The organism is Pseudomonas sp. MF6751 (assembly GCF_016613265.1).
In the GTDB taxonomy this organism is placed as follows: Bacteria; Pseudomonadota; Gammaproteobacteria; order Pseudomonadales; family Pseudomonadaceae; genus Aquipseudomonas; species Aquipseudomonas fluorescens_BV.
In genome coordinates this window covers 34498-52426 of sequence record NZ_JAENSV010000031.1, presented here as the reverse complement: position 1 = coordinate 52426, position 17929 = coordinate 34498, and the positions used below count along the sequence as shown (strand labels likewise).

Annotated in this window: 11 protein-coding genes; 5 read left to right on the top strand and 6 right to left on the bottom strand. The window is 61.0% G+C overall.

The genetic code is table 11. From position 1 onward, the window contains the following. Positions 1-328: 328 nt before the first annotated feature. Entirely contained in the window at positions 329-2752 is a 2424-nt protein-coding gene (locus tag JJD66_RS21015; RefSeq protein WP_200648930.1) for a sensor domain-containing diguanylate cyclase, read from the top strand. A gap of 47 nt (positions 2753-2799) precedes the next feature. On the opposite strand, the gene dacB is transcribed toward JJD66_RS21015, so the two are convergent. Then, entirely contained in the window at positions 2800-4260 is a 1461-nt protein-coding gene (gene dacB / locus JJD66_RS21010; RefSeq protein ID WP_200648929.1) for a D-alanyl-D-alanine carboxypeptidase/D-alanyl-D-alanine endopeptidase, read from the bottom strand. A gap of 236 nt (positions 4261-4496) precedes the next feature. On the opposite strand from dacB, the gene JJD66_RS21005 reads away from it, so the two are divergent. Next, positions 4497-4841, top strand: a complete 345-nt coding sequence (locus tag JJD66_RS21005) for a YggL family protein (protein ID WP_200648928.1) — start codon at positions 4497-4499, stop codon at positions 4839-4841. A 36-nt stretch (positions 4842-4877) separates the two neighbouring features. Here the strand turns inward: JJD66_RS21005 and JJD66_RS21000 are convergent, their stop codons facing one another. Next, positions 4878-6068: a benzoate/H(+) symporter BenE family transporter gene (locus JJD66_RS21000; protein WP_200648927.1), complete on the bottom strand. Its 1191-nt coding sequence runs from the start codon at positions 6066-6068 to the stop codon at positions 4878-4880. Between the two features lie 339 nt (positions 6069-6407). On the opposite strand from JJD66_RS21000, the gene JJD66_RS20995 reads away from it, so the two are divergent. Next, positions 6408-7172, top strand: coding sequence for a GntR family transcriptional regulator (locus tag JJD66_RS20995; protein ID WP_014719469.1), 765 nt, complete (start codon positions 6408-6410; stop codon positions 7170-7172). Positions 7173-7324: 152 nt separating this feature from the next. Here JJD66_RS20995 and guaD read toward each other — a convergent pair whose 3' ends face one another. From guaD to xdhA, 4 genes are all read right to left on the bottom strand, one after another. Then, complete coding sequence (gene guaD, locus JJD66_RS20990) at positions 7325-8629, bottom strand: guanine deaminase (RefSeq protein ID WP_200648926.1); 1305 nt, start codon at positions 8627-8629, stop codon at positions 7325-7327. A 12-nt stretch (positions 8630-8641) separates the two neighbouring features. Beyond that, positions 8642-9481 carry a xanthine dehydrogenase accessory protein XdhC gene (gene xdhC / locus JJD66_RS20985; protein WP_105227770.1) on the bottom strand — a complete coding sequence of 280 codons (840 nt, stop codon included), beginning with the start codon at positions 9479-9481 and terminating at the stop codon, positions 8642-8644. Between the two features lie 123 nt (positions 9482-9604). After that, complete coding sequence (gene xdhB / locus JJD66_RS20980) at positions 9605-12004, bottom strand: xanthine dehydrogenase molybdopterin binding subunit (RefSeq protein WP_200648925.1); 2400 nt, start codon at positions 12002-12004, stop codon at positions 9605-9607. Further along, on the bottom strand, positions 11997-13445 hold the full coding sequence (gene xdhA, locus JJD66_RS20975) for a xanthine dehydrogenase small subunit (RefSeq protein ID WP_198714520.1): 1449 nt from the start codon (positions 13443-13445) through the stop codon (positions 11997-11999). The genes xdhB and xdhA overlap by 8 nt, the downstream gene beginning before the upstream one ends. 280 nt (positions 13446-13725) lie before the next feature. Here xdhA and JJD66_RS20970 point away from each other — a divergent pair, with 280 nt between their 5' ends. Both JJD66_RS20970 and smc read left to right on the top strand, forming a co-directional pair. Further along, positions 13726-14385 carry a GntR family transcriptional regulator gene (locus tag JJD66_RS20970; RefSeq protein WP_200648924.1) on the top strand — a complete coding sequence of 220 codons (660 nt, stop codon included), beginning with the start codon at positions 13726-13728 and terminating at the stop codon, positions 14383-14385. A 2-nt stretch (positions 14386-14387) separates the two neighbouring features. Next, on the top strand, positions 14388-17876 hold the full coding sequence (gene smc, locus JJD66_RS20965; RefSeq protein ID WP_200648923.1) for a chromosome segregation protein SMC: 3489 nt from the start codon (positions 14388-14390) through the stop codon (positions 17874-17876). Positions 17877-17929: the final 53 nt, after the last annotated feature.

Below are 17929 nucleotides of genomic sequence, written 5' to 3'. Positions count from 1 at the left end.
GATCCAATGTTGGCCAGAAGCTGTTTGGAGCTTCCTCGGATAGGCCTGATACATAGATGCAACCGGGTACCAATGTTTGAAAAGCGGGTTGACAGTGGAGGGCGAGTCCATACATAGGAGCGAGCTTCTGTGGCGAGGGAGCTTGCTCCCGCTGGGCTGCGCAGCGGCCCCGGAAGCTTGTGGGCGCTTCGCACCCGAGCGGGAGCAAACTCCCTCGCCACAATAAGCCCGTTGACGGTTTTGCGCTGGTCAAACCCATGACCGATGGCTATAACTTAAGCCCTAGCCAAAGTGACACCCCCGCACACTGGCGCTGTGAGTGTTGCCTATGCCGATGCAAGTCGTTCGCCCGAAAATCCTTGGTTTTATCAGTGAGCAGGCATCGGCTTGGCTGGTGGCATTGGTGGTGTTAGTGGTTGGTAGCGCGCTGACGGTGGTCGTCGCGTGGGCGGCGTCCGACCTGTATCAGCAACAGGTGCGCCAGCGGTTCCAGTTGCTGGTTAACGAGCGCTACAGCCGCATCCAGGAACGTTTTGAAGACCAGGAACAACGCCTGGGCAGCCTGCAGCGTTTCTTCGTCAATTCCGGCGAGGTGTCCCGCAACGAGTTCGACGGTTTCGCCAAACCGCTGTTGTTGCATGCCCGTGCTTATGCCTGGGCACCACGGATATTTCGCACGCAGCGCAGCCTGTTTGAACAGGACATTTCTCGCCAGCGTGGCATTCCCTTCAGTATCCGCGAACTCAATACCTCCGGTGAATTGGCGCCAGCGGCCGAGCGCGATGAATACGTACCGGTGCTGTACAGCCAGACGCAAAGTTTGCTGGGCTCGCCGCTGGGCTTTGATCTGCTGGCGCAGCCCCTGCGTCGTGCAGCGCTGGAGCGTGCGCAACAAAGCGGCCAGTTGGCGGTGTCACAGCCCATGCAATTGGTGGGGGTGGAGCCCGCTTATGCGGCAGGCGTGTTATTGGTGGCGCCCGTGAGCAAAGTCGCGGGGGCCGAGCCTTATGGTTTTGTGATGGCGGTGATCAGCATGCGCCAGCTGGTGGCCGAGGGGTTGCCCAGGCCCAACCGGGACAACCTGGTGATGCAGATCGTAGACACCTCCGACACCCAGCAACGGGTGTTGTATGCGTCCAGTAACGCGTTGGGCAGCAGTGGCTTGACGGCTGCACGCCGCCTCTCCCTGGGCGATCATGTCTACGCTCTTAGCCTGAGCGCCAGCGAAGTGTTCGACAGGGCCAACCATTCTTCGATGCACGCCATTCTGGCGATGGGCGTGTTGCTCAGCGCCTTGCTCAGTGCGCTGCTTTACATGTTGGTCAGCCAGCGCCAGCGCGCACTGAAATTGGTGGAGCAACGCACCGTTCAATTACGTGCCCGTGAGCAGGAGTTGCGTGGCGCCCATGGGCAACTGCGCAGCGTGTTGAATGCGGCAACTCAAGTGGCGATCATTGCCACTGACCTGCGCGGTGTGATCAACACCTTCAATGCCGGTGCCGAACAGATGTTGGGCTTCAAGGCCGAGGAGGTGCTGGGGCATATGACCTTGGACCGTTTGCATGTGGCCGTGGAACTCGACGCCCGCGCTGAGCCGTTGAGCAGGGCGCTGGGCAAGCGCATTCCGGCGAGCCAGGCGATGCTGGTGGAGAGCCCGGACAGTCAGCATGAAGGACGTGAGTGGACGCTGGTGCGCAAGGATGGCAGCCAGTTGACGGTCAACATGTTGCCGACCGTGCTCTTGGATGACCATGGCCTGTGGGTCGGGCACCTGGCGATTTACCTGGATGTCACCGAGCAAAAGCGCGCCTATGAGGCCCTTGCCGTCCGCGACCGCCTGCTGAAAAAACTCAGCGCCCATGTGCCTGGTGGCATCTTCCAGTTCACCCTGCAGCCCCAGGACAACGGGCGTTTCATCTATGCCAGCGAAGGCATGCGCGATATCTATGAAATCGAGCTGGGCATGCTGCAGAAGGATGCGCGCACGGTCCTGGAGCGCATTCACCCTTTGGATCTGGAGCGAGTGCGTGCGTCGATACGCCTTTCTGCGTTGCAAATGAGCCATTGGCGAGAAGAGTACCGCGTGCAATTACCCCAGCGAGGCCTGCGCTGGATTCGCGGCGAAGCGACGCCGGAAGAGTTGCCGGGAGGCGGTACGCTTTGGCACGGTTATGTGTCGGATATTTCTGACCTCAAACGGGTCGAGGAAGAACTGCGCGCGCTGTCCATCACCGACTCCCTGACAGGGATCTATAACCGGCGCTATTTCCAGGATCGTCTCAAGGGCGAAATGCTTCGGCTCAACCGTATATCTGGCGCGCTGTCGTTGATCATGCTCGATGTCGACCACTTCAAGCGCATCAACGATCAGCACGGCCATGCCGTGGGCGACAGCGTGTTGCAGGAGTTGTGCAAGCGTATCGGCCAACGCTTGCGCCGCACCGATGTGTTTTGCCGGATCGGCGGGGAAGAGTTCGTGGTGCTGTGCCCCAACACCGACGGCGCTCAGGCCTACAGCCTGGCGATACAGTTGTGGCAGTCGTTGCGCGATGCGGCGATGGAACCGGTGGGGGTGGTTACCGCCAGCTTCGGCGTGGCCAGTTGGCGGATCGACGAAGGCATCGATGGGTTGCTGCTGCGCGCTGATTCGGCGGTGTACGTGGCCAAGCAGGCGGGCAGGGATCGGGTGCAGGTATGTGGGAGCGGACTTGCCCGCGAAGGCGGTGTGTCAGTTGTCGAAGATATCGACTGAACACCCGCTATCGCGGGCAAGCCCGCTCCCACAGGGTAATGGAGTGCTTAGAGGACTGGCGCGGCCGCAACGGCCTTCGGCTGGCGATACAGGTCCAGCAGCACCTGATCCAATACCGACGAGGCTCCCCAAGGCTTGGAGTCGTTGAGAATCGCCACTACCGCCCAGGTATTGCCATTGTTGTCGCGGCTGTAACCGGCAATGGCGCGCACGGTGTTCAAGGTGCCGGTCTTTACGTGGGCTTCGCCGCGCAGGGCGGTGGTTTTCAGGCGTTTACGCATGGTGCCGTCGGTGCCGGCGATGGGCATCGAGCTGATGTACTCCGCCGCATAAGGACTTTTCCACGCCGCTTGCAGCATGGCCGCCATTTCGCGGGCGCTGACCCGTTCGGCGCGGGACAGGCCGGAGCCGTTTTCCATCACCAAGTGCGGCGCGGTGATGCCTTTCTTGGCCAGCCACTGGCGCACGACGCGTTGCGCGGCCTTGGCATCGTCGCCATCGGCATCGTTGCGAAACTGCGCACCCAGGCTCAGGAACAACTGCTGGGCCATGGTGTTGTTACTGTACTTGTTGATGTCGCGGATGATTTCCGCCAGGTCCGGCGAGAAGGCGCGCGCCAGCACCTTGGCATCCTTGGGCACCGGAGCCTGGATATCACGGCCCTGGATGGTACCGCCCAACTCTTTCCAGATCGCCCGCACGGCGCCTGCGGTGTAGGTGGCGTGGTCGAGCAGCGACAGGTAAGTCTGCGAGCTGCAGCCATCACCCAATTGGCCGCTGACGGTCACGGTCACGCTGCCGTCGGCGGCGGTCACCGGGCTGTAGCGCACGTCACCGGTGCACTGCTTGGCGTTGGTGACTTTCACCTGGTTGTCGATGCGAATGCTGGCAATCGGCGGCTCGACCGATACGATCACCCGCCCCGAATCATTGCGGGTCACGAAGCGCAAGGCCTTGAGGTTGACCAGCAAGGCGTCGGGCTTGACCAGGAACGGTTTGTTTTCGTCATTGCCGTCATCATTGAAATCAGGCAATAGCGGCTGGTTGAAAAAGTTGCGGTCCAGCACCAGGTCGCCGGTGACCTGCTGCACTCCATTGGCGCGCAGGTCGCGCATCAGCAGCCAGAGTTTTTCCATGTTCAGCTTGGGATCGCCGCCGCCCTTGAGGTACAGGTTGCCACGCAATACGCCGCCGCTGAGGGCGCCATCGGTGTAGAACTCGGTCTTCCACTGATGGTTGGGGCCGAGCATTTCCAGGGCCGCGTAAGTGGTGACCAGCTTCATGGTGGAAGCCGGGTTCACCGAGACGTCCGCGTTGAAAACCGTAGGGGTACCAGGGCCGTTCAGGGGCAGCATCACCAGGGACAGCGCGGTATTTTGCAGCTTGGCCTTCTGCAAGGCCTGCGCAACGCTGGGTGGCAGGGTGTTATTGACGGGAGCAGCGGAAACGGCAAAGGCCAGGGGCAAGACAACACTGGCAAGTAACACTGAACGCAAAGATTTGATCATAAGAAATAAAACCCTACTGCTGAGGAGGGTGAAAAAGGCGAGGGGTATGGAAGAAAATCCCTCATTGGTCACGAAAGTGTCGGCATTATGCCCCAAGCTGGCGCAACGTGTAGCTGAACGATAGCTGCTAATCGTGGTTTTTTTGCGCGCATTTGCCCGTCGGTCCCAGAGAGTCGGGCAATTGCCGCCTTAAACTGCTAAAGTGCCGCCCGTTAATACTTATGAGGATTGTTCCAATGGCGACTAACCGTTCCCAGCGTCTGCGCAAAAAACTGTGCGTTGATGAATTTCAAGAGCTGGGTTTCGAACTGAACCTGGACTTCAACGAAGGCCTGAGTGAAGAAGCTATCGATGCTTTCCTCGAAGCATTCATCAAAGAAGCCATGGAAGCCAATGGCCTGGGCTATGTCGGCGGCGATGACTACGGTCTGGTTTGCCTGCAAAAGCGTGGCTCGGTCTCCGAAGAGCAGCGTGCTGCGGTCGAAGCCTGGCTGAAAACCCGTTCCGAGCTGACCAAGGCTGAAGTCAGCCCGTTGCTGGACGTGTGGTATCCAGAAAAGCCGATCAACCCGGCTAAGTGATACTAAAAAAAACGGCGACCTGAGGTCGCCGTTTTTTTATGCCTTGCGCCAATTCAGAATCAGCAGCGTCAACACCCCCGCCACAATCCCCCAGAACGCCGACCCGATGGAAAACAACGTCAAGCCTGACGCCGTGACCATAAAGGTAATCAGCGCCGCTTCCCGTTCCTTCGGCTCATTCATGGCGATGCTCAAGCCATTGATGATCGAGCCAAACAGCGCCAACGCCGCAATCGACAGCACCAGTTCCTTGGGCAGGGCTGCGAACAGTGCTGCCAGCGTGGCGCCGAATACCCCGGCAATCCCATAGAACACCCCACACCACACCGCAGCGGTGTAGCGCTTGTTGCGGTCTTCATGGGCGTGCGGCCCGGTGCAGATTGCGGCGCTGATCGCCGCCAGGTTGATGCCGTGGGAGCCGAACGGTGCCAGCACCAATGACGCCAGGCCGGTGGTGGTGATCAATGGTGACGCCGGCACGGTGTAGCCGTCGGCCCGCAGCACGGCTACGCCGGGCATGTTCTGCGAGGTCATGGCCACCACGAACAGCGGGATGCCGATGCTGATGGTCGCCGCCAGCGAGAAGTGCGGCGTGGTCCACACAGGCGTCGCCACCTCCAGATGAAAGCCGCTGAAGTCCAGCAGCCCCATCAGCCCTGACAAGGCGGTGCCGATGAGCAGGGCGGCCAGCACGGCATAGCGCGGCGACAGACGCTTGATGATCAGGTAGGTGAAGAACATCCCCAGCACCAGCCCGGTACGGTGCTGGGCGGCGACGAAAATTTCGCTGCCGATCTTGAACAGAATCCCGGCCAGCAGCGCCGCCGCCAATGACGCCGGAATCCGCTTGACCAGCTTCTCAAAGCTGCCGGTCAACCCGCAGAGCGTCACCAATACAGCGCAGGTGATGTAAGCACCGATGGCCTCGCCATAGCTCACCCCGCCCAGGCTTGTGATCAGCAGCGCCGCGCCAGGGGTGGACCAGGCGATGGTGATTGGTGTGCGATAGCGCAGGGACAGGCCGATGCTGCACACCGCCATGCCGATGGAGATCGCCCAGATCCACGAAGAAATCTGCGCCGTGGTCAAGCCGCCGGCCTGGCCGGCCTGGAACATCAGCACCAGGGAGCTGGTATAGCCGGTCATCATGGCGATAAAGCCGGCGACGACGGCCGACGCAGAAGTGTCGGCCAGCGGGCGCAAGGGCGCTTGGGTGGCGTCGGTCATGGAGAGGTGTTCCTTTTTACCTGACTCCGCACGCTGTAGGAGCGAGCTTGCTCGCGAAAATCGCCAACGATAACGCGGGCAATCAGATTAAACGCGGCGCCCTTGGGTTCTTCGCGAGCAAGCTCGCTCCTACAGTGGGATGTCGTTCATGGGAAATCGTGGAATCAAGCCTAAACTCAAACGTAACGAGTCATTGCAATACAGCCGAGGCCGCAAACAGCCGTACAGTGTGTTGGCGCAGCGGGTTGTGTACAATGTGCGCTGTTTTTAGGTGATACTTGCCAGCGACACGCTGTTGCCGTATTACCGTTAATTCGCCGTTCTCAAACCCGAGTGCTCATGAACGAACAGTTGCAACCTCTCAAGAAACAACCGCGAGCCGGCAAGGCCGGTCGCAGCGGAACCCAGGACGATATCGTCTATGCGCATATCTTCGAGGCGATCCTTGAACAACGCCTGGCGCCCGGAACCAAATTGAGTGAAGAGGCACTGGGCGAGATCTTCGGCGTGAGCCGCACCATCATTCGCCGCGCGCTGTCGCGCCTGGCCCATGAAAGCGTGGTACTGCTGCGGCCCAATCGCGGTGCGGTGGTTGCCAGCCCAAGCGTCGAAGAAGCGCGCCAGGTGTTCATGGCCCGGCGCCTGGTGGAGCGGGCGATCACGGAGTTGGCGGTGCAGCACGCCACGGCCGAGCAGTTGGCGGAGTTGCGCCAGATGGTCAACGACGAGCGCGACAGCTTCTCGCGCGGTGACCGTGGCGCCGGTATCCGTCTCTCTGGCGAATTCCATTTGAAGCTGGCCGAAGCCGCGAAGAACGCGCCGCTGATCAGCTTCCAGCGCAGCCTGGTGTCCCAGACGTCATTGATCATCGCCCAGTACGAAAGCGGCAACCGCTCGCACTGTTCCTACGATGAGCACACCCAGTTGATCGACGCGATCGAAGCCCGGGATGCGACGTTGGCGGTGAACTTGATGATGCATCACATGGATCACATCGACAGCAAGCTCAACCTCGATGAAGAGAGTGCGTCGGATGATTTGCATGCGGTGTTTTCGCATCTTTTACAGACTAAAAAACCTGGGCGCTCGTCTGTAAAGTTGTAAACCCAATCAAATGTGGGAGCAGGCTTGTGTGGGAGCCGGGCTTGCCCGCGATGCAGGCGCCGCGGTGTATCAGTTACACCGCGGTGATGCTATCGCAGGCAAGCCCGGCTCCCACACAAGCCTGCTCCCACATTTGTTGTATGTAGCTTGAATCAGCGCTGGTGCACCAGTTGCCCGGCTGCATAGGTTTGCAACACCGTCCGGTCATCCCCCAACGTCATCAGCACAAACAACGTCTCGGCAATGTTATTGGCCTGTTTCAGGCGATAGCTCAGCAGCGGCGTGGCGTTGTAATCCAATACCAGGAAGTCTGCATCGGTACCCGGCTGCAACGTGCCGATCTTGTCTTCCAGGCGCAGCGCTCGAGCGCCGCCCAGGGTCGCCAGGTACAGCGACTTGAACGGGCTTAAGCGCGCACCTTGCAGCTGCATGACCTTGTACGCTTCGTTCAGGGTTTGCAGCAGCGAGAAGCTGGTGCCGCCACCCACGTCGGTGCCCAGGCCCACGTTCAAGTTGTGTTTCTCGGCCATCGGCAGGTTGAACAACCCACTACCGAGGAAGAAGTTCGAAGTCGGGCAGAACGCCACCGCCGAACCAGTCTCTGCCAGCCGTGCGCATTCGTCGTCGCACAGGTGTACGCCGTGGGCAAACACCGAGCGCTCGCCGAGCAGCTTGTAATGGTCGTAGACATCCAGGTAGCCGTTGCGCTCCGGAAACAGCTCATTGACCCACTCGATTTCCTGCTTGTTCTCGCTGATGTGGGTCTGCATGTACAGGTCTGGGTATTCGCCCAGCAGCTGCCCGGCCAGCGTCAGTTGCTCCGGCGTGCTGGTAGGCGCGAAGCGTGGCGTCACCGCGTAATGCAGGCGCCCCTTACCGTGCCAGCGTTCGATCAGCGTCTTGCTTTCCTGGTAGCCGGATTCGGCGGTGTCGGTCAGGTAATCCGGCGCATTGCGGTCCATCATCACCTTGCCGGCGATCATACGCAGGTCGAGTTTCTCGGCCGCTTCAAAGAATGCATTCACCGATTGCGGGTGCACGCTGCCGAACACCAGCGCCGTGGTGGTGCCGTTGCGCAGCAGCTCCTTGATGAAAATATCGGCGACTTCTTCGGCGTGAGCCTTGTCGGCAAACTGGCTTTCACAGGGGAAGGTGTAGGTGTTGAGCCAGTCCAGCAACTGCTCGCCATAGGCGCCGACCATACCGGTCTGCGGCAGGTGGATATGGGTGTCGATCAAGCCAGGGGTGATCAGCGCGTCTTGGTAATGGGTGATGTCGATATCGGCGGGCAGGCTCGGCAGCAGGTCGCTGGCGTGCCCAAGGGCACTGATCTGGCCGTTGTCGATCACCAGCAGGCCGTCCTCGAAATATTCATAGGAGGCTTCGATCCCCACGATGGCAGGGTCGGCGATGCTGTGCAGGATGGCGGCACGGTAGGCTTTGCGAGTCAAAGGCATGATCGTCTCAATTCAGATAGCGTGGCTGCGGCGCGAAGCCGGCAGCAGTTTGGCAATAGGTTCGGCGCCGGCAAGGTGCTGGCCGAAATTGGCGTTATAGGTGGCGATGATTTCGCCGGCGATGGAGATGGCGATCTCCACCGGAAGCTTGCCCTTGACCTCGGGGAGGCCCATGGGGCAACGCATGCGTTGCAACTGTGCGGCGTCAAAGCCGCGATCACGCAGGCGGTGTTCGAATTTGACCCGCTTGGTTTTCGAGCCGATCAGGCCGAAGTAGGCGAAGTCGTTGCGCTTGAGCAGGGCGGCGGTCAGTTCCAGGTCCAGCGCGTGGTTGTGGGTCATGACGATGCAGTAGCTGCCTGCAGGCAGGTCGGCAATTTCGTCGACCGGCTCTTCGCTGACGATTTTACGCACGCCTTGGGGGATGTGCTGCGGGAATTCCTGCTCGCGGGAATCGATCCAGCGCACCCGGCAGGGCAGACTCGCCAGCAATGGCACCAACGCACGGCCGACGTGGCCGGCGCCAAACACGGCGATGTGCGCTTGCGCCTGGCCCATGGGTTCGAACAGCAGCACGGTCACGCCGCCGCAGCACTGGCCCAGGCTGGCGCCGAGGCTGAAGCGCTCCAGATGGGTGTTCTGCTGGCCGCGCACCAGCATGTCCCGGGCGATCTGCATCGCCTTGTATTCCAGGTGCCCGCCGCCGATGGTGTCGAAGGCGTGCGCGGCGCTGATGACCATCTTGGAACCGGCGTTGCGCGGGGTTGAGCCGAGTTCTTCGATGATGGTGACGAGCACGCAGGGTTCGCCCTGGTTTTGCAGGGTGGCGAGGGCGCTGATCCAGTTGTCCATGTCTACCTCAACATTTCTGCTGTTAGTTCGGCCGCCTTCGCGAGCAAGCCCGCTCCCACATTTGATCGGGTTAGCACCTCAAAATGTGGGAGCCGGGCTTGCCCGCGATGGCAGCGCCTGGGTCTAGAGCGAAGCCAATTCAGTGTCAGCCTCGACAGCCTTCGCCGCCCGCAACTGCCGCATCTGTTCACACCCCCACAACACCCGCTCGGGCGTGGCCGGCGCATCGATCCTGGGCTGCTGGCGATAGTCAGCCAAGCTCGCCACCGCATCCTTGATTGCACACCACGAAGCAATCCCGAGCATGAACGGCGGCTCGCCCACGGCCTTGGAATGGAACACCGTGTCCTCGGGGTTCTTGCGTTTCTCTACCAGCTTGACCCGCAAGTCCAGCGGCATGTCGGCCACTGCCGGGATCTTGTAGCTCGCCGGGCCGTTGGTCATCAGCTTGCCCTTGTTGTTCCACACCAGCTCTTCCATGGTCAGCCAGCCCATGCCCTGGATGAAGCCGCCTTCCACCTGGCCGATGTCGATGGCCGGGTTCAGCGAAGCGCCGACGTCATGCAGGATGTCGGTGCGCAGCATTTTGTATTCACCGGTCAGAGTGTCGACGATCACTTCGCAGCAAGCCGCCCCGAAGGCGTAGTAGTAGAACGGTCGCCCGCGTGACTGGCTGCGGTCGTAGAAAATTTTCGGGGTTTTGTAGAAACCTGTGCTGGAGAGCGATACCTGGGCGAAATACGCCTGCTGGATCAACGCCTCGAAGCTCAGGATCTGCTCGCGCACGCGCACATGGCCGTTGCGAAACTCCACGTCCGCCTCGCTTACGTCGTACTTGCGCGCCGCAAACTCCACCAGGCGCTGCTTGATGGTTTCGGCCGCATTCTGCGCGGCCTTGCCGTTCAGGTCGGCGCCGCTGGAGGCAGCGGTGGGCGAGGTGTTGGGTACCTTGTCGGTGTTGGTGGCGGTGATCTGGACGCGGTCGATTTCTACCTGGAATACCTCGGCCACGACTTGCGCGACCTTGGTATTCAAGCCCTGGCCCATCTCGGTGCCGCCGTGGTTCAGGTGGATGCTGCCATCGGTGTAGATATGGATCAGCGCGCCGGCCTGGTTGAGGAAGCTGGCGGTGAACGAAATACCGAATTTCACCGGGGTCAGCGCCAGGCCTTTTTTCAGGATCGGGCTGTGGGCGTTGTAGAGGCGGATTGCTTCGCGGCGCTCGGCATATTGGCTGCTGGCTTCCAGTTCGGCGGTCATTTCTTCGAGCATGTTGTGCTCGACGGTCTGGTAGTAGTGGGTGACGTTGCGCTCGGTCTTGCCGTAGTAGTTGGCCTTGCGCACCGCCAACGGGTCTTGGCCCAGATGGCGCGCAATGGCGTCCATCACTTCCTCGATGGCGACCATGCCTTGGGGGCCGCCGAAGCCGCGATAGGCCGTGTTGGAGGCAGTGTTAGTCTTGCAGCGATGGCCATTGACCGTGGCGTCGCCCAGGTAATACGAGTTGTCGGCGTGGAACATGGCGCGGTCGACAATCGAGTTGGACAGGTCCGGCGAACAACCGCAGTTACCCACCAGTTCCAGGTTGATGCCGTGCAGTCGGCCGTTGTCGTCAAACCCCACGTCGTATTCGATATAGAAGGGGTGACGCTTGCCGGTCATCAGCATGTCTTCGACCCGTGGCAGGCGCATTTTGGTCGGCTGGCCAGTGAGGCGCGCCACCACGGCGCACAGGCATGCCGGGCTGGCGGCCTGGGTTTCCTTGCCGCCAAAGCCACCGCCCATGCGCCGCATGTCGACCACGATCTTGTTCATCGACACATCCAGCACTTCGGCCACCAGCTTCTGCACTTCGGTGGGGTTTTGCGTGGAACAGTAGACGATCATGCCGCCGTCTTCGGTGGGCATCACCGAAGAAATCTGGGTTTCCAGATAAAAGTGTTCCTGGCCACCGATATGCAAAGTGCCCTGGATACGGTGCTTGGCGCTTGCCAGCGCAGTGGCCGAATCGCCGCGCTGGTGGGTGTGGCTGTCGAGCACGAAGTGCTTGTTGCGAAACGCCTCGACCACATCCAGCACCGGTTCCACGTCTTCATATTCGATCACCGCCGCCATCGCCGCCTTGCGTGCGGTCTCCAGGTCGCGGGCGGCCACGGCCAGTACCACCTGGCCGACGAACTGCACGGTGTCGATGGCCAGCAGCGGGTCGCCGGGCATCAACGGGCCAATGTCTTTCAGGCCCGGTACGTCTTCATGGGTGATGGCAATGCGTACGCCGTCGAAGGCGTAGCAGGGCGCGGTGTCGATGCTGATGATCCGGGCATGGGCGCGGTCGGACATGCGCGCATACAGGTGCAACTGGTTGGGAAATTCCAGGCGGTCGTCGATGTACTGCGCTTCACCGCTGACGTGCTTGGCGGCGCTGTCATGCTTGACGCTGCGACCTACCCCGGTGGTGAGGTCCTGGGCAAAGAGTGCGGCAAGTTCGGCCTGGGTTTTTACCACGGCGTGATGGTTAGACATAAGCGGTCACCCGAGTCTCGATGTGCGGCGTTTGCAGTTCGATGAAGTATTTGCGCAGCAGGTTCTGCGCGCTGAGCAGGCGGTATTCCTTGCTGGCGCGGAAGTCCGACAGTGGGGTGAAGTCCTGTGCCAGGGCGGCGCAGGCTTTCTCGACCGTGGCCAAGTTCCAGATGGCGCCCACCAACGCGGCCTCGCAATTTTTTGCGCGTTTTGGTGTGGCGGCCATGCCTCCGAAGGCAACGCGAGCCGCGCTGATCACACCGTTGTCGATGTTCAGGTTGAACGCCGCGCACACCGCGGAAATATCGTCGTCCAGGCGCTTGGACACCTTGTAGGCCCGGAACAGCGTGTGGCCCTTGGGCACGATGATGGTCTCGATGAACTCGCTGTCCTGGCGCGCGGTGACGCGGTAGTCGATGAAATAGTCTTCCAGCGCCAGGGTGCGGCGGGTGTTGCCTTTGCACAGTACGATCTGCGCGCCCAGGGCAATCAGCAGCGGCGGCGAATCACCAATCGGCGAAGCGTTGCCGATATTGCCGCCCAGGGTGCCCTGGTTACGAATTTGCAGGGAGGCGAAGCGGTGCAGCAGTTCGCCGAAGTCCGGGTATTCGTGGTGCAGCGCGGCGTAGCAGTCGGAGAGGGCGGTGGCCGCGCCGATTTCCAGGCGGTCGTCGAACTGCTCGATGCGCTTCATGGCTTCAATGTTGCCGACGTAGATCATCACCGGCAGGGTGCGGTGGAACTGGGTGACCTCCAGCGCCAGGTCAGTGCCGCCGGCCAGCAGGCGGGCCTGCGGGTAGGCGTCATAGAGGTCGGCCAGGTCGGCGACGGTCAGTGGCACCAGGCAGCGCTTGTCACCGCTGTTGAGTTCACCGGTTTGCGTCGGCGCGATGGCCTTGAGGCGGGCGATGGTTTCAGCCTGGCGGTTGTCGAATTGATCCTGAGGCTTGTTGCAGCAGGCCTGTTCGGCGGCGGCGAGGATCGGGCGATAACCGGTGCAACGACACAGGTTGCCGGCCAGGGCTTCATGGGCTTTCTGGCTGTCGGGGGCATCGCTGTTCTTTTGCAGGGCAAACAGCGACATCACGAAACCTGGGGTACAAAAGCCACACTGCGAACCGTGGCACTCGACCATGGCCTGTTGCACGCTGTGCAGTTGGCCCTGGTGCTTGAGGTCTTCGACGCTGATCAGTTGTTTGCCGTGCAGTGACGACACGAACGTCAGGCAGGAATTGAGGCTGCGATAACGAATCTGCTCGACGCCTTGCTCGTCGGTGTGCAACTCGCCGACCACCACGGTGCACGCGCCACAGTCGCCGCTGGCGCAGCCTTCCTTGGTACCGGATTTGCCCACATGCTCGCGCAGATAGTTGAGCACGGTCAGGTTGGGGTCCAGGGCGTGCTCGCTACGGAGTTCCTGGTTAAGTAAAAACTGGATCACGGAAGGCCTCGCAGACTCATTATTGTTGTTAACCGCTTTGCGCCGAATCTAGTCATGTCTGACTTTTCGGTCAATGGTTTTCTGACCTAAGGGTCAAGAAAATGCGGTCGCAACACTTTCAATTATGGTCCAGTCTTCTGGAACCGGCGTTTTTGGCGGCTTACAGGCTTTCAACGTTGCTTATTTCGTGCCAAATTCGCCACGGTGGGCGTAGCGCCATCAGCGGGCCAATGCGCTACACTGCCGCGCTTGTACCGATAGCAGATTTTGAAGGGAAAACATGACGTTCAAGGCGCCGGACAGTCTCGCCGAGCAAATTGCTCACCACCTCGCCGAACGTATCATTCGCGGCGATCTCAAGCCTGGGGAGCGGATCCAGGAACAGAAGGTCACGCTGGCGCTCAACGTCAGCCGTGGTTCCGTGCGCGAAGCTTTGCTGATCCTTGAGCGCCGCCATTTGATTGCGATCCTGCCGCGCCGTGGCGCCCACGTCACCGAACTCACCGCGCACAAGGTGCAGAGCCTGTGTACGTTGATGGGCGAGATGTACATCCTGCTCGGCAATGCGGTTGCCGAAGGCTGGCAGACCCAGGCCGACATGGCGCCGTTCCTGCAGATCCAGCAACGCCTGCAGCTCAGTTTGGAGCGCGAGGACATCCGCGCTTTCGTCGAAGAAAGCTTCAATGTGATGCGCGCTGCATACCCCTTCGCCAACAATCCGTATTTGCAGGAAACCGTCGAGAACCTGCAGCCGGCGATGAACCGCGCCTATTACCTGGCCCTGGATCAGCGCAAGGCGTCCATGAGCGAGTTCCTGGCGCTGTTCGAGCAATTGCTCGCCGCAGTACTGGCCCGTGACTTGGTGCAGATACGTGTGGTGCTCACCGCCTACTGCCAGCGCAGTAGCTCGCTGGTCATCGCTGCGTTGGCGGACGCCTAAGCGTGCGGCTCAAGTGCATCAAGTTGGCGGGGTTCAAATCCTTCGTCGACCCGACTACCGTCAACTTCCCCAGCAACATGGCGGCGGTGGTGGGGCCCAATGGTTGCGGCAAGTCGAACATCATCGACGCCGTGCGTTGGGTGATGGGCGAGAGCTCGGCGAAAAACCTGCGCGGCGAGTCGATGACCGACGTCATCTTCAACGGCTCCACCAGCCGCAAGCCGGTGAGCCAGGCCAGTATCGAACTGGTATTCGATAATTCCGACGGCACCCTGATCGGCGAATACGCAGCCTACGCGGAAATTTCCATCCGTCGTAAAGTCACCCGCGACAGCCAGAACAGCTACTTCCTCAACGGCACCAAGTGTCGCCGTCGCGATATCACCGATATCTTCCTCGGCACCGGCCTGGGCCCGCGCAGCTACTCGATCATCGAGCAGGGCATGATCTCCAAGCTGATCGAGGCCAAGCCCGAAGACCTGCGCAACTTTATCGAAGAAGCGGCCGGTATCTCCAAGTACAAGGAGCGCCGCCGCGAGACTGAAAACCGTATCCGCCGCACCCACGAAAACCTCGCCCGCCTCACCGACCTGCGCGAGGAGCTGGAGCGCCAGCTCGAACGCCTGCATCGCCAGGCCCAGGCCGCCGAGAAGTATCAGGAATACAAGGGTGAAGAACGCCAGCTCAAGGCGCAATTGTCGGCCCTGCGCTGGCAAGCATTGAATGACCAGGTGGGCCAGCGCGAAGCGATTATTGGCACCCAGGAAGTCAGTTTTGAAGCGCTGGTGGCCGAGCAGCGTAATGCCGACGCCAGCATTGAGCGCTTGCGTGACGGCCACCATGAGTTGTCCGAGCGCTTCAATCTGGTGCAAGGCCGCTTCTATTCGGTGGGCGGTGACATTGCCCGGGTCGAGCAGAGTATCCAGCACGGCCAGCAGCGTTTGCGCCAGTTGCAGGATGACTTGAAGGAAGCCGAACGCGCACGCCTGGAAACCGAATCGCACCTGGGCCATGACCGTACCTTGCTGCTGACCCTGGGCGAAGAGCTGGACATGCTCACCCCCGAGCAGGAAATCACCAGCGCCGCCGCCGAAGAAGCCGCCGCCGCCCTGGAAGAATCCGAAGCCACCATGCACGGCTGGCAGGAACAGTGGGACGCCTTCAACCTGCGATCCGCTGAGCCGCGCCGCCAGGCCGAGGTGCAGCAGTCGCGCATCCAGCAGTTGGAAACCAGCATGGAACGCCTGGCCGAGCGCCAGCGCCGTCTGCAGGAAGAGCGTGTCCTGCTCGCTGCCGACCCGGAAGACGCGGCGATCATGGCGCTGAGCGAACAACTGGCCGAAAGCGAAATGACCCTGGAAGAACTGGAGGCCAGCGAAGAACAGCAAGTGGAGCGCCTGGAGCAACTGCGCCAGCAATTGCACACCGCGACCCAGGCGCAGCAGCAAGCCCAGGGCGACTTGCAGCGGCTCAATGGTCGGCTGGCTTCGTTGGAAGCCTTGCAGCAAGCCGCGCTCGACCCCGGCACTGGCACCGCCGAGTGGCTGCGCGACCAGCATTTGGCCGAGCGCCCGCGCCTGGCTGAAGGCTTGAAAGTCGAAGCCGGCTGGGAACTGGCGGTGGAAACCGTGTTGGGTGCCGATCTGCAAGCGGTGCTGGTGGATGATTTTGCGGGTTTCGACCTGGCCGGGTTTGCCCAGGGCGATTTGCGCCTGCTCAGCCCGGCGCCCGAGGGTGCAAGGGTACCGGGCAGCTTGCTGGACAAGGTCGAGGCGGCGATGGATCTGTCGCCATGGTTGGGCCAGGTCAGGCCCGTGGAGTCCCTTGAGCAAGCCTTGGCCCAACGCGGCCAATTGGCGGGCGGCGAAAGCCTGATCAGCCGCGATGGTTATTGGGTCGGCCGCCACTTCCTGCGCGTGCGCCGCGCCAGTGAGGCGGAAAGTGGCGTATTGGCCCGTGGCCAGGAAATCGTCAACCTGAGCGCCGAGCGTGAAGAGCGCGAAGCCACACTGGAAAGCCTGGAAACCGAACTGCAAACCCTGCGCGCTACCCAGCGCCAGCAGGAAACCGGCCGCGAACACCTGCGTCGGCTGTTGCAGGACGAAGCGCGCCAGCAAGGCGAGTTGAAAGCCCAATTGTCTGCGAGCAGGGCCAAGGTGGAGCAATTGACCCTGCGCCGCACCCGTCTTGACGAAGAAGTGGCCGAGATGGGCGAACAGCGCGCCCTGGAACATGAACAGATCGGTGAAGCGCGCCTGCACTTGCAGGAGGCCCTCGACAGCATGGCCCTGGACACCGAACAGCGCGAGTTGCTGCTGGCCCAGCGCGACAGCCTGCGCGAGCGCCTTGACCGCGTGCGCCAGGAAGCCCGGCAGCACAAGGACCACGCCCATCAGTTGGCCGTACGCCTGGGCTCGTTGCGCGCCCAGCATGATTCCACACGCCAAGCCCTTGAGCGCCTGGAGATGCAGTCCGAACGCCTGACCGAAAAGCGCGAGCAACTGAGCCTCAACCTGGAGGAGGGCGAGGCACCGCTGGAAGAGCTGCGCCTCAAGCTTGAGGAATTGCTCGACAAGCGCATGACCGTCGATGTCGAACTCAAGACCGCCCAGATCGCCCTGGAAGACGCCGACCGTGAACTGCGCGACGCCGAAAAGCGTCGCACCATGGCCGAGCAGCAATCGCAGTTGATCCGCGGCCAGCTCGAACAACAGCGTATGGAATGGCAAGCCCTCAGCGTGCGCCGCAAGACCTTGCAAGACCAATTGCTGGAAGACGGCTATGACCTGCACGGCGTGCTCAACACCCTGACCGCCCAGGCCAACGAGAAAGACGCCGAAGAAGAACTTGAACGGATTGCCGCACGTATTCAACGCCTGGGCGCGATCAACCTCGCCGCTATCGATGAGTACCAGCAGCAGTCCGAGCGTAAACGTTATCTGGATGCCCAGGACGCCGATCTGGTTGAAGCCCTGGACACCCTGGAAAACGTGATCCGCAAGATCGACAAGGAAACCCGCAACCGCTTCAAAGATACCTTTGATCAGATTAATGGCGGTTTACAGGCGTTATTCCCAAAAGTTTTCGGTGGTGGCAGCGCCTACTTGGAACTGACGGGCGAAGATCTACTCGATACAGGGGTAACGATCATGGCGCGGCCTCCGGGCAAGAAGAACAGCACCATCCATTTATTGTCCGGCGGCGAAAAAGCCCTGACCGCATTGGCTCTGGTATTTGCCATCTTCAAGTTGAACCCGGCGCCGTTCTGCATGCTCGACGAAGTTGACGCACCGCTGGATGACGCTAACGTTGGACGCTACGCTCGGTTGGTCAAAGAGATGTCCCAGACCGTGCAGTTCATCTATATCACCCACAACAAGATCGCCATGGAAATGGCCGACCAGTTGATGGGGGTGACGATGCATGAGCCTGGATGTTCGCGATTGGTAGCGGTGGATGTGGAAGAGGCGATGGCGATGGTGGAATCCTGAGCCACGCTGGGAGAGAGAATTTACAGCACGCTGTAGGGCGATTTACCGGCCTG